The 19,917-nt window shown below is 60.1% G+C and carries 13 protein-coding genes and 3 rRNA genes; 13 read left to right on the forward strand and 3 right to left on the reverse strand.

Annotation, left to right across the window (positions count from 1 at the left end):
• Positions 1–129: 129 nt before the first annotated feature.
• The 9 genes from PBDP_RS00935 to pgaD all read left to right on the forward strand — a co-directional run bounded on the left by PBDP_RS00935 (position 130) and on the right by pgaD (position 12,612).
• Positions 130–3,021, forward strand: a 23S ribosomal RNA gene (locus PBDP_RS00935).
• Between the two features lie 171 nt (positions 3,022–3,192).
• Positions 3,193–3,308, forward strand: a 5S ribosomal RNA gene (rrf, locus tag PBDP_RS00940).
• Between the two features lie 107 nt (positions 3,309–3,415).
• Positions 3,416–3,531, forward strand: a 5S ribosomal RNA gene (gene rrf, locus PBDP_RS00945).
• Positions 3,532–3,718: 187 nt separating this feature from the next.
• Positions 3,719–4,354, forward strand: coding sequence for a hypothetical protein (locus PBDP_RS00950; RefSeq protein WP_025569814.1), 636 nt, complete (start codon positions 3,719–3,721; stop codon positions 4,352–4,354).
• Between the two features lie 158 nt (positions 4,355–4,512).
• The gene (locus PBDP_RS00955) at positions 4,513–6,018 is read left to right on the forward strand and encodes a YdgA family protein (protein WP_212801699.1); all 1,506 of its coding nucleotides are present in this window, start codon (positions 4,513–4,515) and stop codon (positions 6,016–6,018) included.
• Positions 6,019–6,261: 243 nt separating this feature from the next.
• Positions 6,262–8,742: a poly-beta-1,6 N-acetyl-D-glucosamine export porin PgaA gene (pgaA, locus tag PBDP_RS00960; RefSeq protein ID WP_212801700.1), complete on the forward strand. Its 2,481-nt coding sequence runs from the start codon at positions 6,262–6,264 to the stop codon at positions 8,740–8,742.
• A 12-nt stretch (positions 8,743–8,754) separates the two neighbouring features.
• Positions 8,755–10,752, forward strand: a complete 1,998-nt coding sequence (gene pgaB / locus PBDP_RS00965) for a poly-beta-1,6-N-acetyl-D-glucosamine N-deacetylase PgaB (RefSeq protein WP_109756579.1) — start codon at positions 8,755–8,757, stop codon at positions 10,750–10,752.
• 1 nt (position 10,753) lies between these two features.
• Positions 10,754–12,109, forward strand: a complete 1,356-nt coding sequence (pgaC, locus tag PBDP_RS00970) for a poly-beta-1,6-N-acetyl-D-glucosamine synthase (protein ID WP_046065579.1) — start codon at positions 10,754–10,756, stop codon at positions 12,107–12,109.
• Positions 12,106–12,612 (forward strand): poly-beta-1,6-N-acetyl-D-glucosamine biosynthesis protein PgaD, encoded by a 507-nt coding sequence (gene pgaD / locus PBDP_RS00975; RefSeq protein WP_109756578.1) that lies wholly within the window; start codon positions 12,106–12,108, stop codon positions 12,610–12,612. Before pgaC ends, pgaD begins: the two co-directional genes overlap by 4 nt.
• Before the next feature lie 67 nt (positions 12,613–12,679).
• Here pgaD and PBDP_RS00980 read toward each other — a convergent pair whose 3' ends face one another.
• Positions 12,680–14,212 (reverse strand): FAD-dependent oxidoreductase, encoded by a 1,533-nt coding sequence (locus PBDP_RS00980; protein ID WP_212801701.1) that lies wholly within the window; start codon positions 14,210–14,212, stop codon positions 12,680–12,682.
• Positions 14,213–14,351: 139 nt separating this feature from the next.
• Between PBDP_RS00980 and PBDP_RS00985 the strand changes: the two genes are divergently transcribed.
• The 3 genes from PBDP_RS00985 to PBDP_RS00995 all read left to right on the forward strand — a co-directional run bounded on the left by PBDP_RS00985 (position 14,352) and on the right by PBDP_RS00995 (position 16,596).
• The gene (locus PBDP_RS00985) at positions 14,352–14,912 is read left to right on the forward strand and encodes a YbhB/YbcL family Raf kinase inhibitor-like protein (protein WP_116833887.1); all 561 of its coding nucleotides are present in this window, start codon (positions 14,352–14,354) and stop codon (positions 14,910–14,912) included.
• A gap of 158 nt (positions 14,913–15,070) precedes the next feature.
• Positions 15,071–15,244: a hypothetical protein gene (locus tag PBDP_RS00990; protein WP_162893884.1), complete on the forward strand. Its 174-nt coding sequence runs from the start codon at positions 15,071–15,073 to the stop codon at positions 15,242–15,244.
• A 38-nt stretch (positions 15,245–15,282) separates the two neighbouring features.
• Complete coding sequence (locus PBDP_RS00995) at positions 15,283–16,596, forward strand: MFS transporter (protein WP_116833888.1); 1,314 nt, start codon at positions 15,283–15,285, stop codon at positions 16,594–16,596.
• Between the two features lie 99 nt (positions 16,597–16,695).
• On the opposite strand, the gene PBDP_RS01000 is transcribed toward PBDP_RS00995, so the two are convergent.
• Positions 16,696–17,283 carry a hypothetical protein gene (locus tag PBDP_RS01000; RefSeq protein ID WP_109756574.1) on the reverse strand — a complete coding sequence of 196 codons (588 nt, stop codon included), beginning with the start codon at positions 17,281–17,283 and terminating at the stop codon, positions 16,696–16,698.
• Between the two features lie 10 nt (positions 17,284–17,293).
• On the reverse strand, positions 17,294–17,905 hold the full coding sequence (locus tag PBDP_RS01005; RefSeq protein WP_212801702.1) for a hypothetical protein: 612 nt from the start codon (positions 17,903–17,905) through the stop codon (positions 17,294–17,296).
• Between the two features lie 207 nt (positions 17,906–18,112).
• Between PBDP_RS01005 and PBDP_RS01010 the strand changes: the two genes are divergently transcribed.
• Positions 18,113–19,786, forward strand: coding sequence for a vWA domain-containing protein (locus PBDP_RS01010; RefSeq protein WP_212801703.1), 1,674 nt, complete (start codon positions 18,113–18,115; stop codon positions 19,784–19,786).
• Positions 19,787–19,917 lie beyond the last annotated feature (131 nt).

Below are 19,917 nucleotides of genomic sequence, written 5' to 3' on the forward strand. Positions count from 1 at the left end.
TAGACTGAACGTTACTTTCACTGGTAACGGCTCAGGCTAAGGTAAAATTTGTGAGTTGCTCTCATGAGCAAGATCGAATTTTCGGCGAATGTCGTCTTCACAGTATAACCAGATTGCTTGGGGTTATATGGTCAAGTGAAGAAGCGCATACGGTGGATGCCTTGGCAGTCAGAGGCGATGAAAGACGTGGTAGCCTGCGAAAAGCTTCGGGGAGTCGGCAAACAGACTTTGATCCGGAGATGTCTGAATGGGGGAACCCAGCCATCATAAGATGGTTATCTTGTACTGAATACATAGGTGCAAGAAGCGAACCAGGGGAACTGAAACATCTAAGTACCCTGAGGAAAAGAAATCAACCGAGATTCCCTTAGTAGTGGCGAGCGAACGGGGACTAGCCCTTAAGCTTCTTTGATTTTAGCGGAACGCTCTGGAAAGTGCGGCCATAGTGGGTGATAGCCCTGTACGCGAAAGGATCTTAGAAGTGAAATCGAGTAGGACGGAGCACGAGAAACTTTGTCTGAATATGGGGGGACCATCCTCCAAGGCTAAATACTACTGACTGACCGATAGTGAACTAGTACCGTGAGGGAAAGGCGAAAAGAACCCCGGAGAGGGGAGTGAAATAGATCCTGAAACCGTATGCGTACAAGCAGTGGGAGCCCACTTTGTTGGGTGACTGCGTACCTTTTGTATAATGGGTCAGCGACTTATTTTCAGTGGCGAGCTTAACCGAATAGGGGAGGCGTAGCGAAAGCGAGTCTTAATAGGGCGTCTAGTCGCTGGGAATAGACCCGAAACCGGGCGATCTATCCATGGGCAGGTTGAAGGTTAGGTAACACTGACTGGAGGACCGAACCGACTACCGTTGAAAAGTTAGCGGATGACCTGTGGATCGGAGTGAAAGGCTAATCAAGCTCGGAGATAGCTGGTTCTCCTCGAAAGCTATTTAGGTAGCGCCTCATGTATCACTGTAGGGGGTAGAGCACTGTTTCGGCTAGGGGGTCATCCCGACTTACCAAACCGATGCAAACTCCGAATACCTACAAGTGCCGAGCATGGGAGACACACGGCGGGTGCTAACGTCCGTCGTGAAAAGGGAAACAACCCAGACCGTCAGCTAAGGTCCCAAAGTTATGGTTAAGTGGGAAACGATGTGGGAAGGCTTAGACAGCTAGGAGGTTGGCTTAGAAGCAGCCACCCTTTAAAGAAAGCGTAATAGCTCACTAGTCGAGTCGGCCTGCGCGGAAGATGTAACGGGGCTCAAACCATACACCGAAGCTACGGGTATCACGTAAGTGATGCGGTAGAGGAGCGTTCTGTAAGCCTGTGAAGGTGAGTTGAGAAGCTTGCTGGAGGTATCAGAAGTGCGAATGCTGACATGAGTAACGACAATGGGTGTGAAAAACACCCACGCCGAAAGACCAAGGTTTCCTGCGCAACGTTAATCGACGCAGGGTTAGTCGGTCCCTAAGGCGAGGCTGAAAAGCGTAGTCGATGGAAAACAGGTTAATATTCCTGTACTTCTGGTTATTGCGATGGAGGGACGGAGAAGGCTAGGCCAGCTTGGCGTTGGTTGTCCAAGTTTAAGGTGGTAGGCTGGAATCTTAGGTAAATCCGGGATTCTAAGGCCGAGAGCTGATGACGAGTTACCCTTTGGGTGACGAAGTGGTTGATGCCATGCTTCCAAGAAAAGCTTCTAAGCTTCAGGTAACCAGGAACCGTACCCCAAACCGACACAGGTGGTTGGGTAGAGAATACCAAGGCGCTTGAGAGAACTCGGGTGAAGGAACTAGGCAAAATGGCACCGTAACTTCGGGAGAAGGTGCGCCGGTGAGGGTGAAGCACTTGCTGCGTAAGCCCACGCCGGTCGAAGATACCAGGCCGCTGCGACTGTTTATTAAAAACACAGCACTCTGCAAACACGAAAGTGGACGTATAGGGTGTGACGCCTGCCCGGTGCCGGAAGGTTAATTGATGGGGTTAGCTAACGCGAAGCTCTTGATCGAAGCCCCGGTAAACGGCGGCCGTAACTATAACGGTCCTAAGGTAGCGAAATTCCTTGTCGGGTAAGTTCCGACCTGCACGAATGGCGTAACGATGGCGGCGCTGTCTCCACCCGAGACTCAGTGAAATTGAAATCGCTGTGAAGATGCAGTGTATCCGCGGCTAGACGGAAAGACCCCGTGAACCTTTACTATAGCTTTGCACTGGACTTTGAATTTGCTTGTGTAGGATAGGTGGGAGGCTTTGAAGCGTGGACGCCAGTTCGCGTGGAGCCATCCTTGAAATACCACCCTGGCAACTTTGAGGTTCTAACTCAGGTCCGTTATCCGGATCGAGGACAGTGTATGGTGGGTAGTTTGACTGGGGCGGTCTCCTCCTAAAGAGTAACGGAGGAGTACGAAGGTGCGCTCAGACCGGTCGGAAATCGGTCGTAGAGTATAAAGGCAAAAGCGCGCTTGACTGCGAGACAGACACGTCGAGCAGGTACGAAAGTAGGTCTTAGTGATCCGGTGGTTCTGTATGGAAGGGCCATCGCTCAACGGATAAAAGGTACTCCGGGGATAACAGGCTGATACCGCCCAAGAGTTCATATCGACGGCGGTGTTTGGCACCTCGATGTCGGCTCATCACATCCTGGGGCTGAAGCCGGTCCCAAGGGTATGGCTGTTCGCCATTTAAAGTGGTACGCGAGCTGGGTTTAGAACGTCGTGAGACAGTTCGGTCCCTATCTGCCGTGGACGTTTGAGATTTGAGAGGGGCTGCTCCTAGTACGAGAGGACCGGAGTGGACGAACCTCTGGTGTTCCGGTTGTCACGCCAGTGGCATTGCCGGGTAGCTATGTTCGGAAAAGATAACCGCTGAAAGCATCTAAGCGGGAAACTTGCCTCAAGATGAGATCTCACTGGGACCTTGAGTCCCCTGAAGGGCCGTCGAAGACTACGACGTTGATAGGCAGGGTGTGTAAGCGCTGTGAGGCGTTGAGCTAACCTGTACTAATTGCCCGTGAGGCTTGACCATATAACACCCAAGCAATTTGTATCCTCCAAGCCAAAGGCCAAGAGACCAGATTGCGGTGTGTGAAGACGAAACGAACCGAAAGTTCGCATCGCTCACGAACGCAGCACACAAATCTATCGCATACCCATTCGCTGGCACGTGACCGCAAGGCACGCACCGGCTCCCGAATTTCTTGACGACCATAGAGCATTGGAACCACCTGATCCCATCCCGAACTCAGCAGTGAAACGATGCATCGCCGATGGTAGTGTGGGGTTTCCCCATGTGAGAGTAGGTCATCGTCAAGATTAAATTCCGAAACCCCTATCTGCTGATGCAGGTAGGGGTTTTGTTTTTAGTAGAAGTCATCGATTTTACCGACACGTTGCTGTTGAACGGGTTGGTCACAGAATTTCTTGACGACCATAGAGCATTGGAACCACCTGATCCCATCCCGAACTCAGCAGTGAAACGATGCATCGCCGATGGTAGTGTGGGGTTTCCCCATGTGAGAGTAGGTCATCGTCAAGATTGAATTCCCCCAAACCCCTGTCTGCCTCAGCAGACAGGGGTTTTGTCGTTTAGGGCCGGTAATCGGATCGAGCCTCCGATTAATGGCGACGCCCCGGCAAACCCCCAGCGCCGTTGCTATGCTGTGATAGTCGGGCACTGGCGACCAAAGGGGCCCGCGACGTCACTGGTCATGGGGATTCCAATAATGAAAAACCCTTATGCTCCCGGCTTTTGGTGTGCCCTTGCGGCTTTGCTGCTGCTTTCGGCCACTTACTTCTATGGCGTCATGCTCACCCACCAAATCGACAAAGCGCTGTTGTTCCTCGATAGCGCGGCGGCCTTGATCGGCGTGATATCCATTGCAATCGTGGCCTGGGCATCGCTTCAGGGGCAACGCATCAAGAAGAAACACCTTGAGCAAGGCAAAACCCTGGTGCTGATTTGGGACACCAAGGTCGCGCTGCGACGTGTCGAAACGGTGTTCGACCGTTATTTCTGGGGTAGCTATTGGCAGCCTGGCCGCACATTCCAGGAAGTCATGGGAGAGCTCACCGGTACCCCGCTGGAAAAAAGCCTGGAAGCCCTGAAAACCCAATGCGCTGCCCTCGACAAACAAGTCACCCAGGATGGTTGGCATTGGCTCAACAACGCCCGAGAGCTGTGTGACGTGGCTAACGCCATGGCCCGTGAACGCTACCAACTGGATTTCTGCGATACACGCGCAGACTCATCGGGGGCCGCGGTGATCAATCGCGATTTCGAAGTGCTGGTGTACACCTGGACGGCCCGGCTCAAGACTTTCGACCATCAGCTCGATGAGATCGAAGTCCAATATTCGTAGACCACCTCTCAAGAAAACGTTTTTACCCCTTTAAACATTGGGCCCGCAGGTGTGCCTGATGGTAATCTCCCCTTCCTCTTTACGGCGTCGAGCCACACCCTTTGCGGGTCAGGGAAGACGACGGCTTTCTTCAACCATGGATATCGATCGGGTCACTCATGAATAAATCAGCAAGCGTACTTCTGGGAATCGTTGTAGCTGTTGGTGCTATCAGCGCGGGCGGCGCTTGGTACACCGGAACCAAACTCGAAGGCGTGTTGACGAACGCTATTGCCGATAGCAACAAACAAATGCAGACAGCCTTGGCCGGGTCCAACAGCACCGCCACCCTGGAGCTGGTTTCCATGGACCGTGGAACGTTCAGCAGCACTGCCCACTACCGCCTCAAGGGTGAAGGCGAGATATTCGGTGGTGAGCCGATCGAGCTGCTCTTCGTTGACCGGATCGAACACGGCCCACTGCCGTTCTCGCGCTTGATAACGCTCAAGTGGCTGCCGGTCATGGCCACCAGTCATACCGCCCTCGAGCGCAATCCATTGACTGACAAGTGGTTCGCCGCCACCAAGGATCAATCGCCGCTCCAAGGTGTGGTCAACCTGGGTTACGACCAATCCATCAATGGCACCTACGAGCTGCTGCCGTTGGACACCAAGCTGGACGAGCAATCCCAGCTCACCTTCTCTGGCCTGAAAATCGATCTGGCCGCCAGCGCCCAGGCACAGAAGGTCAAGGCCGACGGCTACATGGACAGCTTCAAGTTGACCTCCGTTGCCGAAGACCAGACTCCGGTGCAGGTCGAGCTGAACGGCCTGACATTGGCCAGCAACCTGAGCAAAAGCTCCTACGGTTACTACATGGGTGACAACACCCTGTTGTTGAGCAGCACCAAGGCCACCTTCGGTGAGCCGAAGTCGGTGCTGGGCCTGAAGAACTTCGAGATGAAGAACAGCAGCACCGAGAGCGGCACCAGCGCTTCGGGGCGTGCCGATTACAAGCTCGGTGAGCTGTCGTTCAACGACAAGACCATCGGTTCGGCGCAAATGGCGGTCAGCCTGAAGAACCTGGACATCCCGGCTACCATGTTGCTGATGCAGATTTACCAGACCAAGCTGCAACCCTACGAAAAAGCCGCTGCCGAGGCCGCTGCTGCCGGTGAGCCGGCGCCAGAGCTGAGCCTGACCGAAGCTGAAGAGGCGCAGGTCAAGGCTGATCTGGAGAAGCTCCTGGCCGGTGCCCCGCAAGTGGCGTTGGAAAACCTGTCGTTCAGCACCGCCAATGGTGAAAGCCGCGCCAACCTGATCGTTGATCTGGCCAAGCCACAGTCCATGGACCTGCCACCGGATGAACTGGGACGTCAATTGCTCGCCCTGTTGGATTTCAACCTCAAGGTCTCCAAGCCGATGCTGGTGGACCTGATGACGGTACAAGCGCAGATGGAAGGCCAGACCGATGCCAAGCTGATCGCTGATCAGGCCACTGCCACCAGCGATATGTTCAGCGCCATGGCCGTTGGTACGGAGTTGGCGAAACTTGAAGGCAACGATGTGGTTACCAAGCTGCACTACGCCAACAATCAGGTCGATTTCAACGGCCAGAAGATGACCGTTGAACAATTCACCGCCTTCGTCATGAGCAAGCTGGGCGGCGGCGTCGCCGTTCAGTAACTCCCTCGAGCAACACCCAAACCCGGCCCGTGCATTGCGCACGGGCCGGGTTTTTTTATGTTCAACGATCCCCCGCGCCGAAATCTGCATCGATTCTGAAGAATTGTGGCGTTCTGAAAAATCACCTGCCCGAGAGTGCAAGACTAGGCCCATTAGAGCTTGGCTGGATTCCTTTGATCCGGCTTCCTGTTTGATGGGCAAGGGGGCACTGCGACCCGGCTGGCCATGTAAGGATGCTGACGAATGCCGCGTACTGTGGGTCCTTTTGTGCAACGTGGTTTGCGCCCGTTGTTTCGCGTCGCACTGTGCAGTCAATTGTGCTGGCCGATGCTGGCGTTTGCCGATACGGCCTATGACCAGATGGTGCTCGACGCCCGTGCCGGCCATTACACGCCCGCGCTGACCGCGTTGCGCCAGGTGCCGGCTGCCCAGGCCAGCACCGCGCAGATCAGTGATCACCTGCAGATTGCCAGTTGGGCCGGCCTCGACGCTGAGGTGGTGGCGGTCTATGAGGCCCAGGGCCGCAATCGAGCGCTGCCCGTCCAGGCGTTGACCGCTACGGCTCGCGCCTACCGTAACCTCAAGCGTTGGGATTCGGCGGCCGAGCTGTACCGCCAGGCTTTGGTGATCGATCCCCAGAACCCCGACCTGCAACTCGGCCTGGCCTTGACCCAGGCCGACGCAGGCCAGCCCGACGAAGCCGTCACTCGCGCCAAGGCCATGGTCGCCGCCAAACCGGCAGATCCAATGCGTCGACTGGCACTGGGTTATGCCCTGACCCGCGCCAACGACCCCCACGAAGCGCTGTTCGAATACGACCAGGCCTTCAGCCGCGCCGGCAGCAGCCCGGAGGTTGCGCGCGAATATATTTATGCCCTGCAACGCGCGCGGCTGCCTGAGCCGGCGCTGCGCCTGGCGCGCTTGCAGCCGGGGTTGATCGAGCGTGGCGTGCAGCGGCGCCTGGAGGGTGACGTGGCGGCCGAGCGGGTGCGCCTGGCGGACATGGCCAGCCGCAGCGAACAGGAGCGCTTCGTCATTGCCGACCGCGCCCTGGCCGACTACGACAAGTTGCTCGCCACCTGGACCCCGGTGGCAGAGGCCCATGACGACGTACTCCGTTGGCGCATCGACCGCATGGGCGCCCTCAATGCCCGCGCCCGCCGGGCTGAAGTGATTGCCGAGTACCAGAAGTTGATCGCCGAGGGCGTAAGCATTCCTACCTATGCCCTGCGCTGGGTGGCCTCTTCCTATCTGGAGCAGCGTGAACCGGAGATCGCCGTCGATCTGTACCGCCGGGTCCTGAGCGCGCCGGATGCCGATCCTGCGGAGCGTTTTGAAGACAGCACCGCGCTCTACTACGCGTTGCTGGAAAGTGAAAAATCCGAAGAGGCCCGTGCACTCGCCGAAGACATGGCGAAGGCCCAGCGCCCGCGCATCGAACTCAAGGGCCTGCCGATCGGCAATCCCAACGATGAATGGATGGACGCCCAGCAACTCGCCGCCCAGGCCGGCACTTACGGCGCCGACCTGCCTTCTGCCGAGACGCGCCTGGAAACCCTGGTCAACCAAGGCCCCGGCAACACCGGCATGCGTCTGGCCCAGGCCGATCTGTACCAGGCCCGTGACTGGCCACGCCGTTCGGAAAACCTGCTCAAGGAAGTCGAGGCGACGATTCCGCGCAACCGTGACCTGGAAATCGCCCAGGCCCGCGCCGCCATGGATCTGCAGGAATGGCGGCAGATGGATGCACTGACCGACGACGTGGTCGCCCGCTACCCGGAAAACGCCCATGTCAAACGCCTGCAACGCCAGCGCGAGGTACACGACATGGCCGAGCTACGCATCGAAGCCTACACCGGCAAGAGCTATGGCGGTGGCAACGGTGACGCCGGTGCAGTCACGGGCAGCCGGGATTTTGGTATCGAAACCCTGCTCTACAGCCCGCCCATCGATGAGGATTGGCGGCTGTTCGGCGGTGCTGGCTATGCCACCGGTGATTTCGAGGAAGGCACCGGCCACCATCGTTGGCAGCGTCTGGGTTTGGAGCGTCGCACCCGCGACATGACGCTGGAGGCGGAAGTCTCCAACCATTCCTATGGTTCCGGCGACAAGCAGGGCGCGCGCGTGGCCGTGGCGCGGGATATCGACGACCACTGGCAGTACGGCGGCAGCCTGGACTATCTCTCGGCCAATACCCCGCTGCGGGCGCTCAACAGCGGCGTCCGCGCCAATGGCGGCAGTGGTTTCGTCCGTTGGCGCGCCAATGAAAGCCGCGAGTGGCGACTGGCTGTCAGCCCGTCCCATTTCAGCGATGGCAATAACCGCCTCGAAACCCTGCTGACCGGCCGCGAGGGCATCTACAGCGCTCCGCGCCTGCAAGTGGAGTTGGGTCTGGAAGTGGGCGCCAGCCGCAACAGTGGTTCCAACGAAGTGCCTTATTTCAATCCGAAAGCGGATTTCAGCGTCATGCCGACCGTGAGCGCCAACCACGTGTTGTATCGCCGCTACGAGACCACGTGGAGCCAGCAGTTCCAGGTCGGTGCCGGTACCTACAGCCAGCGCGACTACAACACCGCGGCCATGGGATTGCTCAGCTACGGCCAGCGTTTCATCTGGAACGACGTGCTAGAGGCAGGTGCCGCGCTGAGCTGGCTCAACCGCCCCTACGACGGCGATCGCGAAAGCGATGTGCGCCTGCTTGTCGACCTCACCTATCGCTTCTAGAAGAGTTTGAAGATGCCTGTCATTTCGCGATTCATCCTTCTGCTGGGGGTCTTGCTGATCAGTGCTTGTGCCCAGCAAGCCCCGGCGTTCACGCCTCCCGCGCAGCGCCCGGTGGCGGCCAATGATGCCCCGTGGCCGAAGAACCATGTGCTAGGCATCGCCTATCACGATGTCAACGACCGAGACCCCGACCAGGCGCTGGTGGCCGTGCGTACCGAACGCTTGATCGAACAACTGGCGTGGCTGCGGGAGAACAACTACCAGCCGGTCACGGTGGACCAGATCATCACGGCCCGCAATGGCGGCCCGGAACTGCCACCCCGTGCGGTGCTGCTGAGTTTCGATGACGGCTACTCAAGCTTCTACACCCGTGTCATGCCTATCCTGCGCGCCTATAACTGGCCGGCGATCCTCGCCCCGGTCGGCAGTTGGGTGGATACGCCGCTGAACCAGACGGTGGATTTCGCCGGGGTGCCGCGCAAGCGTTCCGAGTTCCTGACCTGGGAGCAGATTCGCGAGGTGTCGAAATCGGGCCTGGTGGAAATCGCCGCCCACACCGACGCCAACCACAAAGGCATCCTCGCCAATCCGCAAGGCAACCAGCAACCCGCCGCGACCACCCGGCGCTACGATCCGGTTACCGGTCGCTATGAGACCGAGGCCGATTTCCAGGCGCGTCTGCGCAAGGACGTGACGGCCATTTCCGAGAAGATTCGCAAGGTCACCGGCTACAGCCCGCGTGTCTGGGTCTGGCCTTACGGGGAAGCCGACGGCACGGCGTTGCAGGTGATTGGTAGCGAGGGCTATCAGATGGCCCTGACCCTGGAGGATGGGCTCGACAGCCTGGATAACCTGATGAGCGGCCCACGCTTTTTGGTGGCGTCCGATCCGGATGGTGCCCATTTCGCCGAAAGCATCGTGTCGGTGCAGACGATTGACCCGATGCGCGTGGTGCATGTCGACCTGGATTACGTCTACGACCCGGACCCGGTGCAGCAGGAAGCCAATGTCGGCAAGTTGGTCCAGCGCATTTCCGACCTGGGCGCCAATACGGTATTCCTGCAAGCCTTCGCCGACCCGAAAGGCGATGGTCTCGTACACTCGTTGTACTTCCCCAACCGTCACTTGCCGGTACGCGCTGACCTGTTCGACCGGGTTGCGTGGCAGTTGCGTACCCGGGCCAATGCCAAGGTCTATGCCTGGATGCCGGTGCTCAGTTTCGCCCTGGACGCGAAGCTGCCCCGGGTCCAGCGCTGGGATCCGCAAACTGGCAAGACCGGCGTCGCCCCGGACCAGTACGTGCGCCTGTCGCCATTCGACCCGAAGGTGCGCAAGGTCATCGGCGAGATCTATGAGGACCTGGCGCGGATGAGCTCGTTGGATGGCGTCTTGTACCATGATGACGCGGTGTTTTCCGACTTCGAGGATGCCAGCCCCGCGGCCCTGAAAGTCTATGCCGCCAACGGTCTGTCGACGTCCATTGCCGCTCTGCGCGACGATCCTGTGGCGATGCAACGCTGGACCCGCTTCAAGAGCCGCTACCTGATCGACTTCACCCACGAGCTCTCCGCCAAGGTGCGGGCAATTCGTGGCCCGCAGATCCTGACGGCGCGCAACATCTTTGCCGAACCGATGCTCAACCCGGAAAGCGAAGCCTGGTTCGCCCAGAACCTCGACGACTTCCTCGGCGCCTATGACTGGACGGCTCCGATGGCCATGCCGCTGATGGAAAAGCAGACCCGCGCTCAATCCGGCCCTTGGCTCGAGCGCCTGGTGGATACCGTCAAGGCTCGCCCCGGCGCGCTCAAGCGCACGGTGTTCGAACTGCAGGCGCGCGACTGGCACAGCAAACCGGTCAGCGACATCGACGGCGAACAACTGGCCGACTGGATGGGGCGCCTCAAGCGCCAAGGCGTGACCAGTTTCGGCTACTACCCGGACAACTTCATCGAAGACCAGCCTGCCGTGAAAGCCGTACGGCCGGCGCTCTCCAACAAGTGGAATCCTTGACATGCTCGACAGACTGCTCGCCCTGCTGGTGCTGGCGATCGTCCTTGGGGTGCCCCTGGGCCTGATTTTCCTGGTCACCGGGCAATTCCTGATGGACTTCGTGTTCTTTTACCCGCTGTTCATGTCTGGGCTGTGGATCGCCGGCGGCCTGTATTTCTGGCTGCACTGGGAGCGCCACTGGCCGTGGAAGGACGACACTCTGCCACCGCCCCTGGCGGGCGAGCCGTTGATCAGCATCCTGATCCCGTGCTTCAACGAAGGCGATAACGTCGCCGATACCATTCACGCGGCGCTGGGTCAGCATTATCCGAACATCGAAGTCATCGCCATCAACGATGGCTCCAAAGACAACACCGCCCAGATGCTCGACCAATTGGCGGCTGAAGACCCGCGCCTGCGCGTGCTGCACCTGGCGGAAAACCAGGGCAAGGCCGTGGCCCTGCGCATGGGTGCCATCGCGGCGCGCAGTGAATACCTGGTGTGCATCGATGGTGACGCGCTGCTGGCGCCGAATACCTGTGCTTACCTGGTGGCGCCGATGCTGGACAACGCCCGCCTCGGCGCAGTGACCGGCAACCCGCGCATCCGCACCCGTTCGACCCTGGTGGGCCGGGTCCAGGTCGGCGAGTTCTCCTCGATCATTGGCCTGATCAAGCGTACCCAGCGGGTTTTCGGGCGGATCTTCACCGTGTCCGGCGTGATCGTCGCGTTCCGTCGCACGGCCCTGCATCGGGTTGGCTACTGGAGCCCGGACATGATCACCGAAGACATCGATATCAGCTGGAAGCTGCAACTGGATCACTGGAGCATCTTCTACGAACCCCGCGCGCTGTGCTGGATCCTCATGCCCGAAACCCTGCGTGGCCTGTGGCGCCAACGCCTGCGCTGGGCCCAGGGTGGCGCCGAGGTACTGTTCAAGAACATCCGTGGCATCTGGCAATACCGTCACCGCTACCTGTGGCCGCTGTTGTTCGAGTATTGCCTGTCCACCGGTTGGGCGTTCACGTTCCTGCTGTCGGTGATTTTCTGGGGCGCCGGCAAATTCGTCGAAATGCCGGCGGCTATCGCCGTGGATCACCTGATGCCGCCGGCCTTCACCGGGCTGTTGCTGGCGGTGGTGTGCCTGCTGCAGTTCGCGGTGAGCATCCTCATCGATCGGCGCTACGAAAAAGGCCTGTGGCACATCATGTTCTGGGTGGTCTGGTACCCGCTGGTGTTCTGGCTGATCAGCCTTTTCACCACCCTGGTGAGTTTTCCAAAAGTGCTGTTCGGGCAGCATCAGAAGCGTGCGCGCTGGATCAGTCCGGATCGCGGTATCAAACCGTTCGATGATCAGGAAGAGGAAGTGATCCGATGAAAATTATCAGGACCCGGCAACGGCCTTTTCTGGTGGTCATCGATGCGTTTTTTACCGTGCTGGCGTGGGTGGGGTTGTTGTACTTGCTGGTCACTGGACTATGGCCATTGTTCGACAGCCAGGCTGGCCCGCGTCTGGGCGGGGCGTTGTTCGACACCCTGGGAACCCTGCAGATCTATGGTTGGATCGCGTTGGTCAACGCGGTGCTGTTGATTACCTGGGCGCGTTATCAGCAGCGCAAAAGCCGCAGCTTTGCCCAGCGTCGGCTGCCGGCTCCGGTGGTGGATGACCAGGGCTTGAGCGCCAGTTTCAAGTTGAGCGGCGAGCGCCTGGATACCTTGCGCCAGCCCGGCTCGAAGATTATTCACAACAACCAGGACGGCGACATCAGCCACGTCGTGGCGCATTTCCACCTGCTCAGCCCCGACTTGCAACCACCGCCCCTGGCGCCACTGGAGCGGCCCCGTGTGATTCACCTGCCGGCCGATCAGTCCGTGCATTGATGCAAGCTGAGCGCACGCCATCGCGAGCAGGCTCGCTCCCACAGGATATTTGGGGTGACGTCCAGATCTACGTGGAAAAATCCCTGATCAGCCGCCATGCCTCATCCACTGGCAACGGTTGTTTCATTCGCTGTGCCAACGCCGCCATGGCCCGGCCTTCATCGCAGGCCACTGCGGCGGCAACGAGGCCGTCCTTGCCCAGCAGGGCAATAAACGGCGGATGCTCGGGCGTGCCCTTGAATTCCACCTCGTCCCAATGTTCGGCGTGGCCGAGATAGTCGTAGCGTTTGCCGAAGTGATAGGTCCAGAAAAATGGCACGTCCAGATAGCGTTCGTCACCGCCGAGCATGTTCGCGGCGGCGATGCGGGCCTGTTGCTGGGCCAGGCGCCAGTGCTCGATGCGCTGGGGCTGGCCGTTCAGGGGGAAGGTCGCGATATCACCAGCGGCCCATAAGCCATCAGCCACGCGCATGCCCGCGTCAACGGACAGTGACTGGTCCTGTTCCCTTGGCAATTGGGCAAACGGCTCGGTGGCCGGGCGTACGCCGACGCCGATGATCACCAGGTCCGCGGCAAGGCGCTGGCCGTTGTCCAGCACCACGGCTTCGACCTTGCCCGCCCCCTCGATCCGCGCCGCTTCGCTATCGCACCTGTACACCACGCCGTTGGCCCGATGCCGGGCCAGGATGGCTTGGCCGACGCTCTCGCCCAATTGCGCGGCGAACGGCACCGGATGCCGGGCAACGACGGTGACGTTCAGCTCGCGCTTGCGCAGGGATGAGGCCACTTCCATGGCGATGAAACTGTCGCCAATGATCACCGCCCGTTGTCCTGGCCGGACAGTGTCGAGAATCTGCCGGGCGTGGGCGATCGAACGCAGCACGAAGACTTGCGGCAAATCGATGCCGGACAGCGCCGGCGTCTTCGGCACCCCGCCTGTGGCAATGAGTGCGGCGTCGTAGCCCAGGTGCCGGCCATCGGCGAGCTGGATTTGCCGGGCATCGGGGTCCAGATGGGTGACCTCGCCATGAAGCCTTTCGATGCGTTGCTGGGTGAAATATGTTTCATCGCGTAGCGACGAAGTCTCATCGACTGTCATGTCGCCCGCCAACACATACTTGCTCAACACCGTACGGTCATAGCCGGCCTCGGCTTCACGGTCGATCAACTGGATTCGTCCGCCAAAACCCTTCTCGCGCAACGCCGCCGCGCAAGCGGTGCCGGCCGCACCGGCGCCGATGATGACGAACGTGCGGGAGTCATCGGCTGGCGGAACCTTGTCGGTCGGCAGCGGTTGATCGTCGACCCAGACGTCACCGTCCCGGATCTCGACGTGATAGCGCGCCAGGCTATCGAGGGCCGGCGGTTCACACAGGGCGCCATCTTCAGTTCGGAACGCCGCTTTGTGCCACGGGCAAATCAGCCTTCCGTGGCACACTGCACCCTTGGCCAGTGGTGCGCCGGCATGCGGGCATTTGCCCTGGAAGGCGCGCACCTGATCGCCTGAGCGCAGCAGCAGGATGGACGTGTCATTGATTTTGACTTCGAGGCCGCGGTCTTCGCGAACATCGGCGAAATGGGCGACTTGATGCAGAGACATGGTCGTTCTCCGGCAGGCGTTTCCCTTTGGAGTCGCAAGGCCGGGACGAGTTTCAGCATAATTGTCACTGCAACCTTGGCGAAGCTGCGGCTATAGTTCGCAAGCCGTCCATGGCCTGACACGCACAAGGTGCCCCGGTATGACCCGATTGAACTCTCTCACCCCCTGGCTGGCGGCCGTCGCCCTGGTGCTGTGCGCACAAGGGGCTGCCCAGGCTGAGGAGCGTTTTACCCTCAGCATCCCCGGCGTGTCGGACGACCGCCTCTTCACGGCAGCTGCAGCCAGTGATGCCAACACCTGTGGTGGCAAGAACATTTCCCCGGCCCTGAGCTGGAACGCCGGTCCTCCCGGCACCCTCAGCTACGCCATCGTCATGTTGGACCCGGACGGTCAAAGGGGCCAAGGGGTTGACCACTGGATCCACTACGGCATCAAGGCCAGCACACGGCAGATTCCGGCGGGCGCCGGCACCAAATCCTCGTTGGAAGGCATGAGCGGCATCAACAGCAAGAACACTCACGGCTACATAGGCCCTTGCCCGCCTATCGGCGACAGCGCTCACCACTACCTGATCCAGCTTTTCGCCCTGGACCTGCCACCGGAAGCCCTGCCTGCCGATCTCACCCGTGCCCAACTGATGGAAAAAATCAAAGGCCACGTACTGCGCAACAGCAGTGTCGTGCGCCGTTACCACCGCTGACCCAGGACAACACAACCCCCCCTGTTTAAACCAGGGGATAGGGTTCAGAGGGGGCTTGTTCCCGCTGGGCTGCGAAGCGGCCCCCCACCATAAAATTGGCATCATGGGCCAAAAGCGAGCACTATCGAGCCCCTGTTCACTCATGCCGGAGGATGGCGATGACGCAGAAACCCGACGGCATCGCCCGCCTCCTGAACTGCCCTACCAAGGGCGATGAAATACGCCGGGCCATTGCCCAGAGCCGCAAGGATTTCCTGCCTGCCGACGAGGCCGAAGACGCCGAGCCAGGCCAGCCACCGGTGCAACCAGTGGACAATGATCGCGACGACTGAGCCGTCGCCTCTCTCAAACTTATTGTTCAAACCTGCCTATGACTGCCACCACTGTTTTACCCGGTGACCGATTCAGCCGATCCGATTACAAGACCCTGGGCCTGGCCGCCCTGGGTGGCGCGCTGGAGATCTACGATTTCATCATCTTCGTCTTCTTCGCCCTGACCCTTAGCCAATTGTTCTTCCCGCCGGAAATGCCCGATTGGCTGCGCTTGCTGCAAAGCTTCGGGATTTTCGCCACCGGCTACCTGGCCCGGCCCTTGGGCGGCATTCTCATGGCGCATTTCGCCGATCGCCTGGGCCGCAAGCGGGTATTCAGCCTGAGCATCCTGATGATGGCCTTGCCGTGCCTGCTTATCGGAGTGATGCCGACCTACGCGCAAATCGGTTATTTCGCCCCGTTGCTATTGCTGGCGCTGCGTATCCTGCAGGGCGCGGCGGTGGGCGGCGAGGTGCCAAGCGCCTGGGTGTTCGTGGCCGAACATGCACCGCTGCATCATCGCGGCTATGCCCTGGGCTTCCTCCAGGCCGGCCTGACCTTCGGCTACTTGCTGGGCGCCCTGACCGCCACAGCGCTGGCGCGGATCTATACGCCGGCGGAGATCCTCGATTACGCCTGGCGCCTGCCGTTCCTGCTCGGCGGGGTCTTCGGCGTGATCGGCGTCTGGTTGCGTCGCTGGCTGAGCGAAACGCCGATCTTCATGGCCCTGCAAGCCAATCGCGAAGGCGCTGCGGAACTGCCGTTGCGCACAGTCCTGCGCGATCACCGCCAGGCCTTGCTGCCGGCCGCGATCCTGACCTGTGTGCTGACCTCGGCCGTGGTGGTGTTCGTGGTCATCACCCCCACCGTGATGCAGAAAAGCTTCGGCATGACCCCCAGCCACACCTTCGCCCTGAGCAGCCTGGGCATCGTGTTCCTGAACATCGGCTGCGTCCTGGCCGGCCTCATCGTCGACCGCATCGGCGCCTGGCGCACTGTCATGCTCTACAGCCTGCTGTTGCCCATGGGCATCGCCGTGCTCTACGCCAGCCTGATCAGCGGCAGCACCTGGCTGGGCCTGGCCTACGCCGTGGCCGGCCTGGGTTGCGGCGTGGTCGGCGCGGTGCCTTCGGTGATGGTCAGCCTGTTCCCGCCGAAGATCCGCGTGTCCGGCATCTCGCTCACCTACAACATCGCCTATGCGTTGTGGGCGAGCATGACGCCGTTGATGCTGATCGCCCTGGTGCCGTGGAGCCCATGGGTGTGCGTAGGGTATTGCGTTGTGATGGGCGCGGTGGGTGTGGCTGCGGCGGCGTATTTCCCGGGGCGGCATGGGAAGGTTGAGCCGGTATCTTTGGCTTGCGAGTCGTAAAGATCCTGCTCAAGAGTCGCTTGTTCAAAACGTAACCACTAAGTACTCCTTAGTGGTTCGCCAGGAACGTCATGTTAGCGACCTCTGCCCTCGTCGTAGTTACAGCAACCGCCGCTGCACTGCCTCTTCCAACGTGCTACGTGTCAGCGCCTGCACCACGTCGCGAGTGTCCTGCTGGAACGGAATGCCAAAAATCAGCACCAGATGCATCCAGGTCCGCACCGACTCACTCTTCTGCACGCGCCCCAGTTCCTTGCCGTCCTTGTCCTTGAACACCGTTTCGAGGGTGAAGGTGTTTTCGGCCGTGGAGGGAATCACGAAGAAGGTCGCGCCGGTGATGATGGCCGAGGCCATGCTGAACTGTTCGTTGTTGCTCAAGGTGGCTTCGGCGTAGATGTCCGACTCGACCTTGTCGGTGCTGACCCGCGCGAAGCGCCCGGAATCGCGGAACGTCTCGGCCACGGAGGTTTCCCAAGCGCTGGCCTGGGCACCCGAAGCAGCCACGGCCGGGCCACTGTTGACCTGGTTCTGCGCTGTGGTGCGCAGGAAAGCGCTGGGTTTGGCGGCTGGCGTGGCGGCGGCTGGTGGCCAGGTCTTCACGTCAGGCAATTCGTGTTGCGAGTAGGACACGCAACCGGTCAGTAGGACGGCGGCCAGCACCAGGCTGTGTTTGATGAAACCCATCATGTGTTGCTCCTTATTGTTTGGCCAGGCGCGCGGTAGCGGTGTCCAGCAGTTGTGCGACCAACTGGTTCATTTGCTGGGCGCCCATGGTTGGCGCCCAGTATTCGCGGCCATACAGGCCAACGTTGCGCTCGAGCTTGACCTCTTCCTTGGCCGCAGCCAGTTCCTTGCCGTCGCGGTCGACGATCACCAGGTTGCCGGCAACGTCGAAACTGTCGACGTAGATAGGACCGTTAACCCAGATCCAGACCGTCAGCGTCAGCAACGCGCCGGGGAAGTAGCCCGGGTGCGGGGCGCGATGGCCTTTGAGGGAAGTCATGTTGAATTTGAGCAGCACGTCGTTCTCGCCCAGGCGCGTCGGGTATTCGGTGACTTGCTTGAAGTAGCCGCCAGTTTGCACGTATTGGTTGAGCTGGGCCGTGAGCGAGCGGCTGATGGCCGTGCGCGTGGCATCGTTGACATCGGGGGCAGTCACGGCGACATCGGCGATTTGTGCGATACGTGGGCTGCTGATGGGAGCCGGGTGCTGCGGAGCGCCCACTGGGCCGGTGACGGTATAGGACACGCAGCCGGTCATCGACAGGGTGGCGATGAGGGCGGTGGCCTTGAGAAGTGTTTTGAACACGGAATGTCCTTATAGGATTGATGGCACTTCAATGTCTCGACTTGGGGGGCGGTAACTTGAGGGAAAACCACAAAGGTATCAAGGGGCTGGAGAGGAAAATGGCGAGGCTTGTCAGCCGCCGGAAAATATTTTCGACCGGTTAACCCGAACCGTAAGTGCCTTGCGTCTGAGCTTGTGTACGAATCATTCATTCACGAGGTTCAGTCCATGTCCCGTCCACTCCCCTTTATGCGTCCTGCTGCCCAGGGCTTCGCCGTGACTTTGCTGGTGGCGTTGACCGGTTGTGGGTTGTCTTCCCGAGAGGCTGCCAGGCCGTCCGAGCCGGTGCCTGTGGCGCCCAGCGTGGTACCGCAAGGCGAGATCGCCGAAGTGCGCCAGTCGACGGTCAAGCGCATGCTCATGAAGCCGGCAGCGATGCCCGCCCCAAGCGTGGCGAACGATGCCATCGCCGCGGGTTACCGCGCCGAATCGCGTGAGCAGTACGAAAAACTGCCGGACAACCCGATCCACAGCGTGGCCGAAACGCCGGTCTCGACCTTCAGCGTGGATGTCGATACCGGCAGTTACGCCAATGTGCGCCGTTTGCTCAATCAAGGCAGTCTTCCGCCCGAAGGGGCCGTGCGACTGGAGGAAATGGTCAACTACTTCCCTTACAACTACGCCCTGCCCATCGACGGTTCGCCCTTTGGCGTGACCACCGAAGTGGCCCCGTCGCCGTGGAACCCCCACACCCGCTTGCTACGCATCGGCATCAAGGCCAGCGACCGCGCCGTGGCGGATCTGGCGCCGGCCAACCTGGTCTTCCTGGTGGACGTTTCCGGTTCCATGGACCGTCGCGAAGGCCTGCCGTTGGTCAAGAGCACGTTGAAATTGCTGGTGGATCAATTACGCGACCAGGACCGGGTGTCCCTGGTGGTCTATGCCGGTGAGTCCCGGGTGGTGCTCAAGCCCACCTCGGGGCGCGACAAGGTGACAATCCGCAACGCCATCGATCAACTCGACGCCGGTGGTTCCACCGCAGGCGCCTCGGGTATCGAATTGGCCTATCAAATGGCTCGGGAGAGCTTTATCGACAAGGGCATCAATCGCATCCTGCTGGCCACCGATGGTGATTTCAACGTCGGTATCAGTGATTTCGACAGCCTCAAGCAAATGGCGGTGGACCAGCGTAAAAGCGGCGTCTCCCTGACGACGCTGGGCTTCGGTGTGGATAACTACAATGAACACCTGATGGAGCAACTGGCTGACGCCGGTGACGGCAACTACGCCTACATCGATAACCTGCTCGAAGCGCGCAAGGTGTTGGTGGACCAGCTCAGCTCAACCCTGGCGGTGGTGGCGCGGGATGTGAAGTTGCAGGTGGAGTTCAACCCCGCCCAGGTCAGTGAGTATCGCCTGTTGGGGTATGAGAACCGCGCACTCAAGCGTGAGGACTTCAACAACGACAAGGTCGATGCGGGTGAGATCGGCGCCGGACATACGGTGACGGCGTTGTATGAAATTGTCCCGAAAGGCGAGCAGGGCTGGTTGGAGCCGTTGCGTTATGCCAACACGCCCAAGCTGGACGGCAAGTCAGCAGAGCTGGCGATGTTGCGCGTACGCTACAAGCCCGCCGAGGGTGGCAGTAGCCGGTTGATCGAGCATCCTATCGACAGCGCGCCAAACGATGCCAAGACCAGCGATGACTTGCGCTTCTCGGCCGCTGTGGCTGCGTTTGCCCAGCAGCTCAAGGGCGATGGACGCTACACTGGGACGATGACCTTGAAGGACACCGCGCAATTAGCGCGCTCGGCCCGCGGCGATGATCCGTTTGGGCTGCGTGCCGAGTTTGTGCAGTTGGTGGAACTGGCCCAGAGTCTCGAGCCTGCGGTCAAGCGCTGATCTCGAGCACAACGGATCAAATGTGGGAGCAAGCCTGCTCGCGATTGCGGTGGGCCAGTCACCATCATTGTTGACTGACCTGACGCCATCGCGAGCAGGCTCGCTCCCACAGAATCCTCTGCAATTTGCAA

It is taken from the genome of Pseudomonas sp. St290 (assembly GCF_018325805.1).
In the GTDB taxonomy this organism is placed as follows: domain Bacteria; phylum Pseudomonadota; class Gammaproteobacteria; order Pseudomonadales; family Pseudomonadaceae; genus Aquipseudomonas; species Aquipseudomonas bijieensis.

Bases quoted from the DNA above. Each gene is read 5' to 3' on its own strand.
- PBDP_RS00950 (WP_025569814.1), top strand. From the start codon at position 3,719: ATGAAAAACCCTTATGCTCCCGGCTTTTGGTGTGCCCTTGCGGCTTTG.
- PBDP_RS00955 (WP_212801699.1), top strand. From the start codon at position 4,513: ATGAATAAATCAGCAAGCGTACTTCTGGGAATCGTTGTAGCTGTTGGT.
- pgaA (WP_212801700.1), top strand. From the start codon at position 6,262: ATGCCGCGTACTGTGGGTCCTTTTGTGCAACGTGGTTTGCGCCCGTTG.
- pgaB (WP_109756579.1), top strand. From the start codon at position 8,755: ATGCCTGTCATTTCGCGATTCATCCTTCTGCTGGGGGTCTTGCTGATC.
- pgaC (WP_046065579.1), top strand. From the start codon at position 10,754: ATGCTCGACAGACTGCTCGCCCTGCTGGTGCTGGCGATCGTCCTTGGG.
- pgaD (WP_109756578.1), top strand. From the start codon at position 12,106: ATGAAAATTATCAGGACCCGGCAACGGCCTTTTCTGGTGGTCATCGAT.
- PBDP_RS00980 (WP_212801701.1), bottom strand. From the start codon at position 14,212: ATGTCTCTGCATCAAGTCGCCCATTTCGCCGATGTTCGCGAAGACCGC.
- PBDP_RS00985 (WP_116833887.1), top strand. From the start codon at position 14,352: ATGACCCGATTGAACTCTCTCACCCCCTGGCTGGCGGCCGTCGCCCTG.
- PBDP_RS00990 (WP_162893884.1), top strand. From the start codon at position 15,071: ATGACGCAGAAACCCGACGGCATCGCCCGCCTCCTGAACTGCCCTACC.
- PBDP_RS00995 (WP_116833888.1), top strand. From the start codon at position 15,283: ATGACTGCCACCACTGTTTTACCCGGTGACCGATTCAGCCGATCCGAT.
- PBDP_RS01000 (WP_109756574.1), bottom strand. From the start codon at position 17,283: ATGATGGGTTTCATCAAACACAGCCTGGTGCTGGCCGCCGTCCTACTG.
- PBDP_RS01010 (WP_212801703.1), top strand. From the start codon at position 18,113: ATGTCCCGTCCACTCCCCTTTATGCGTCCTGCTGCCCAGGGCTTCGCC.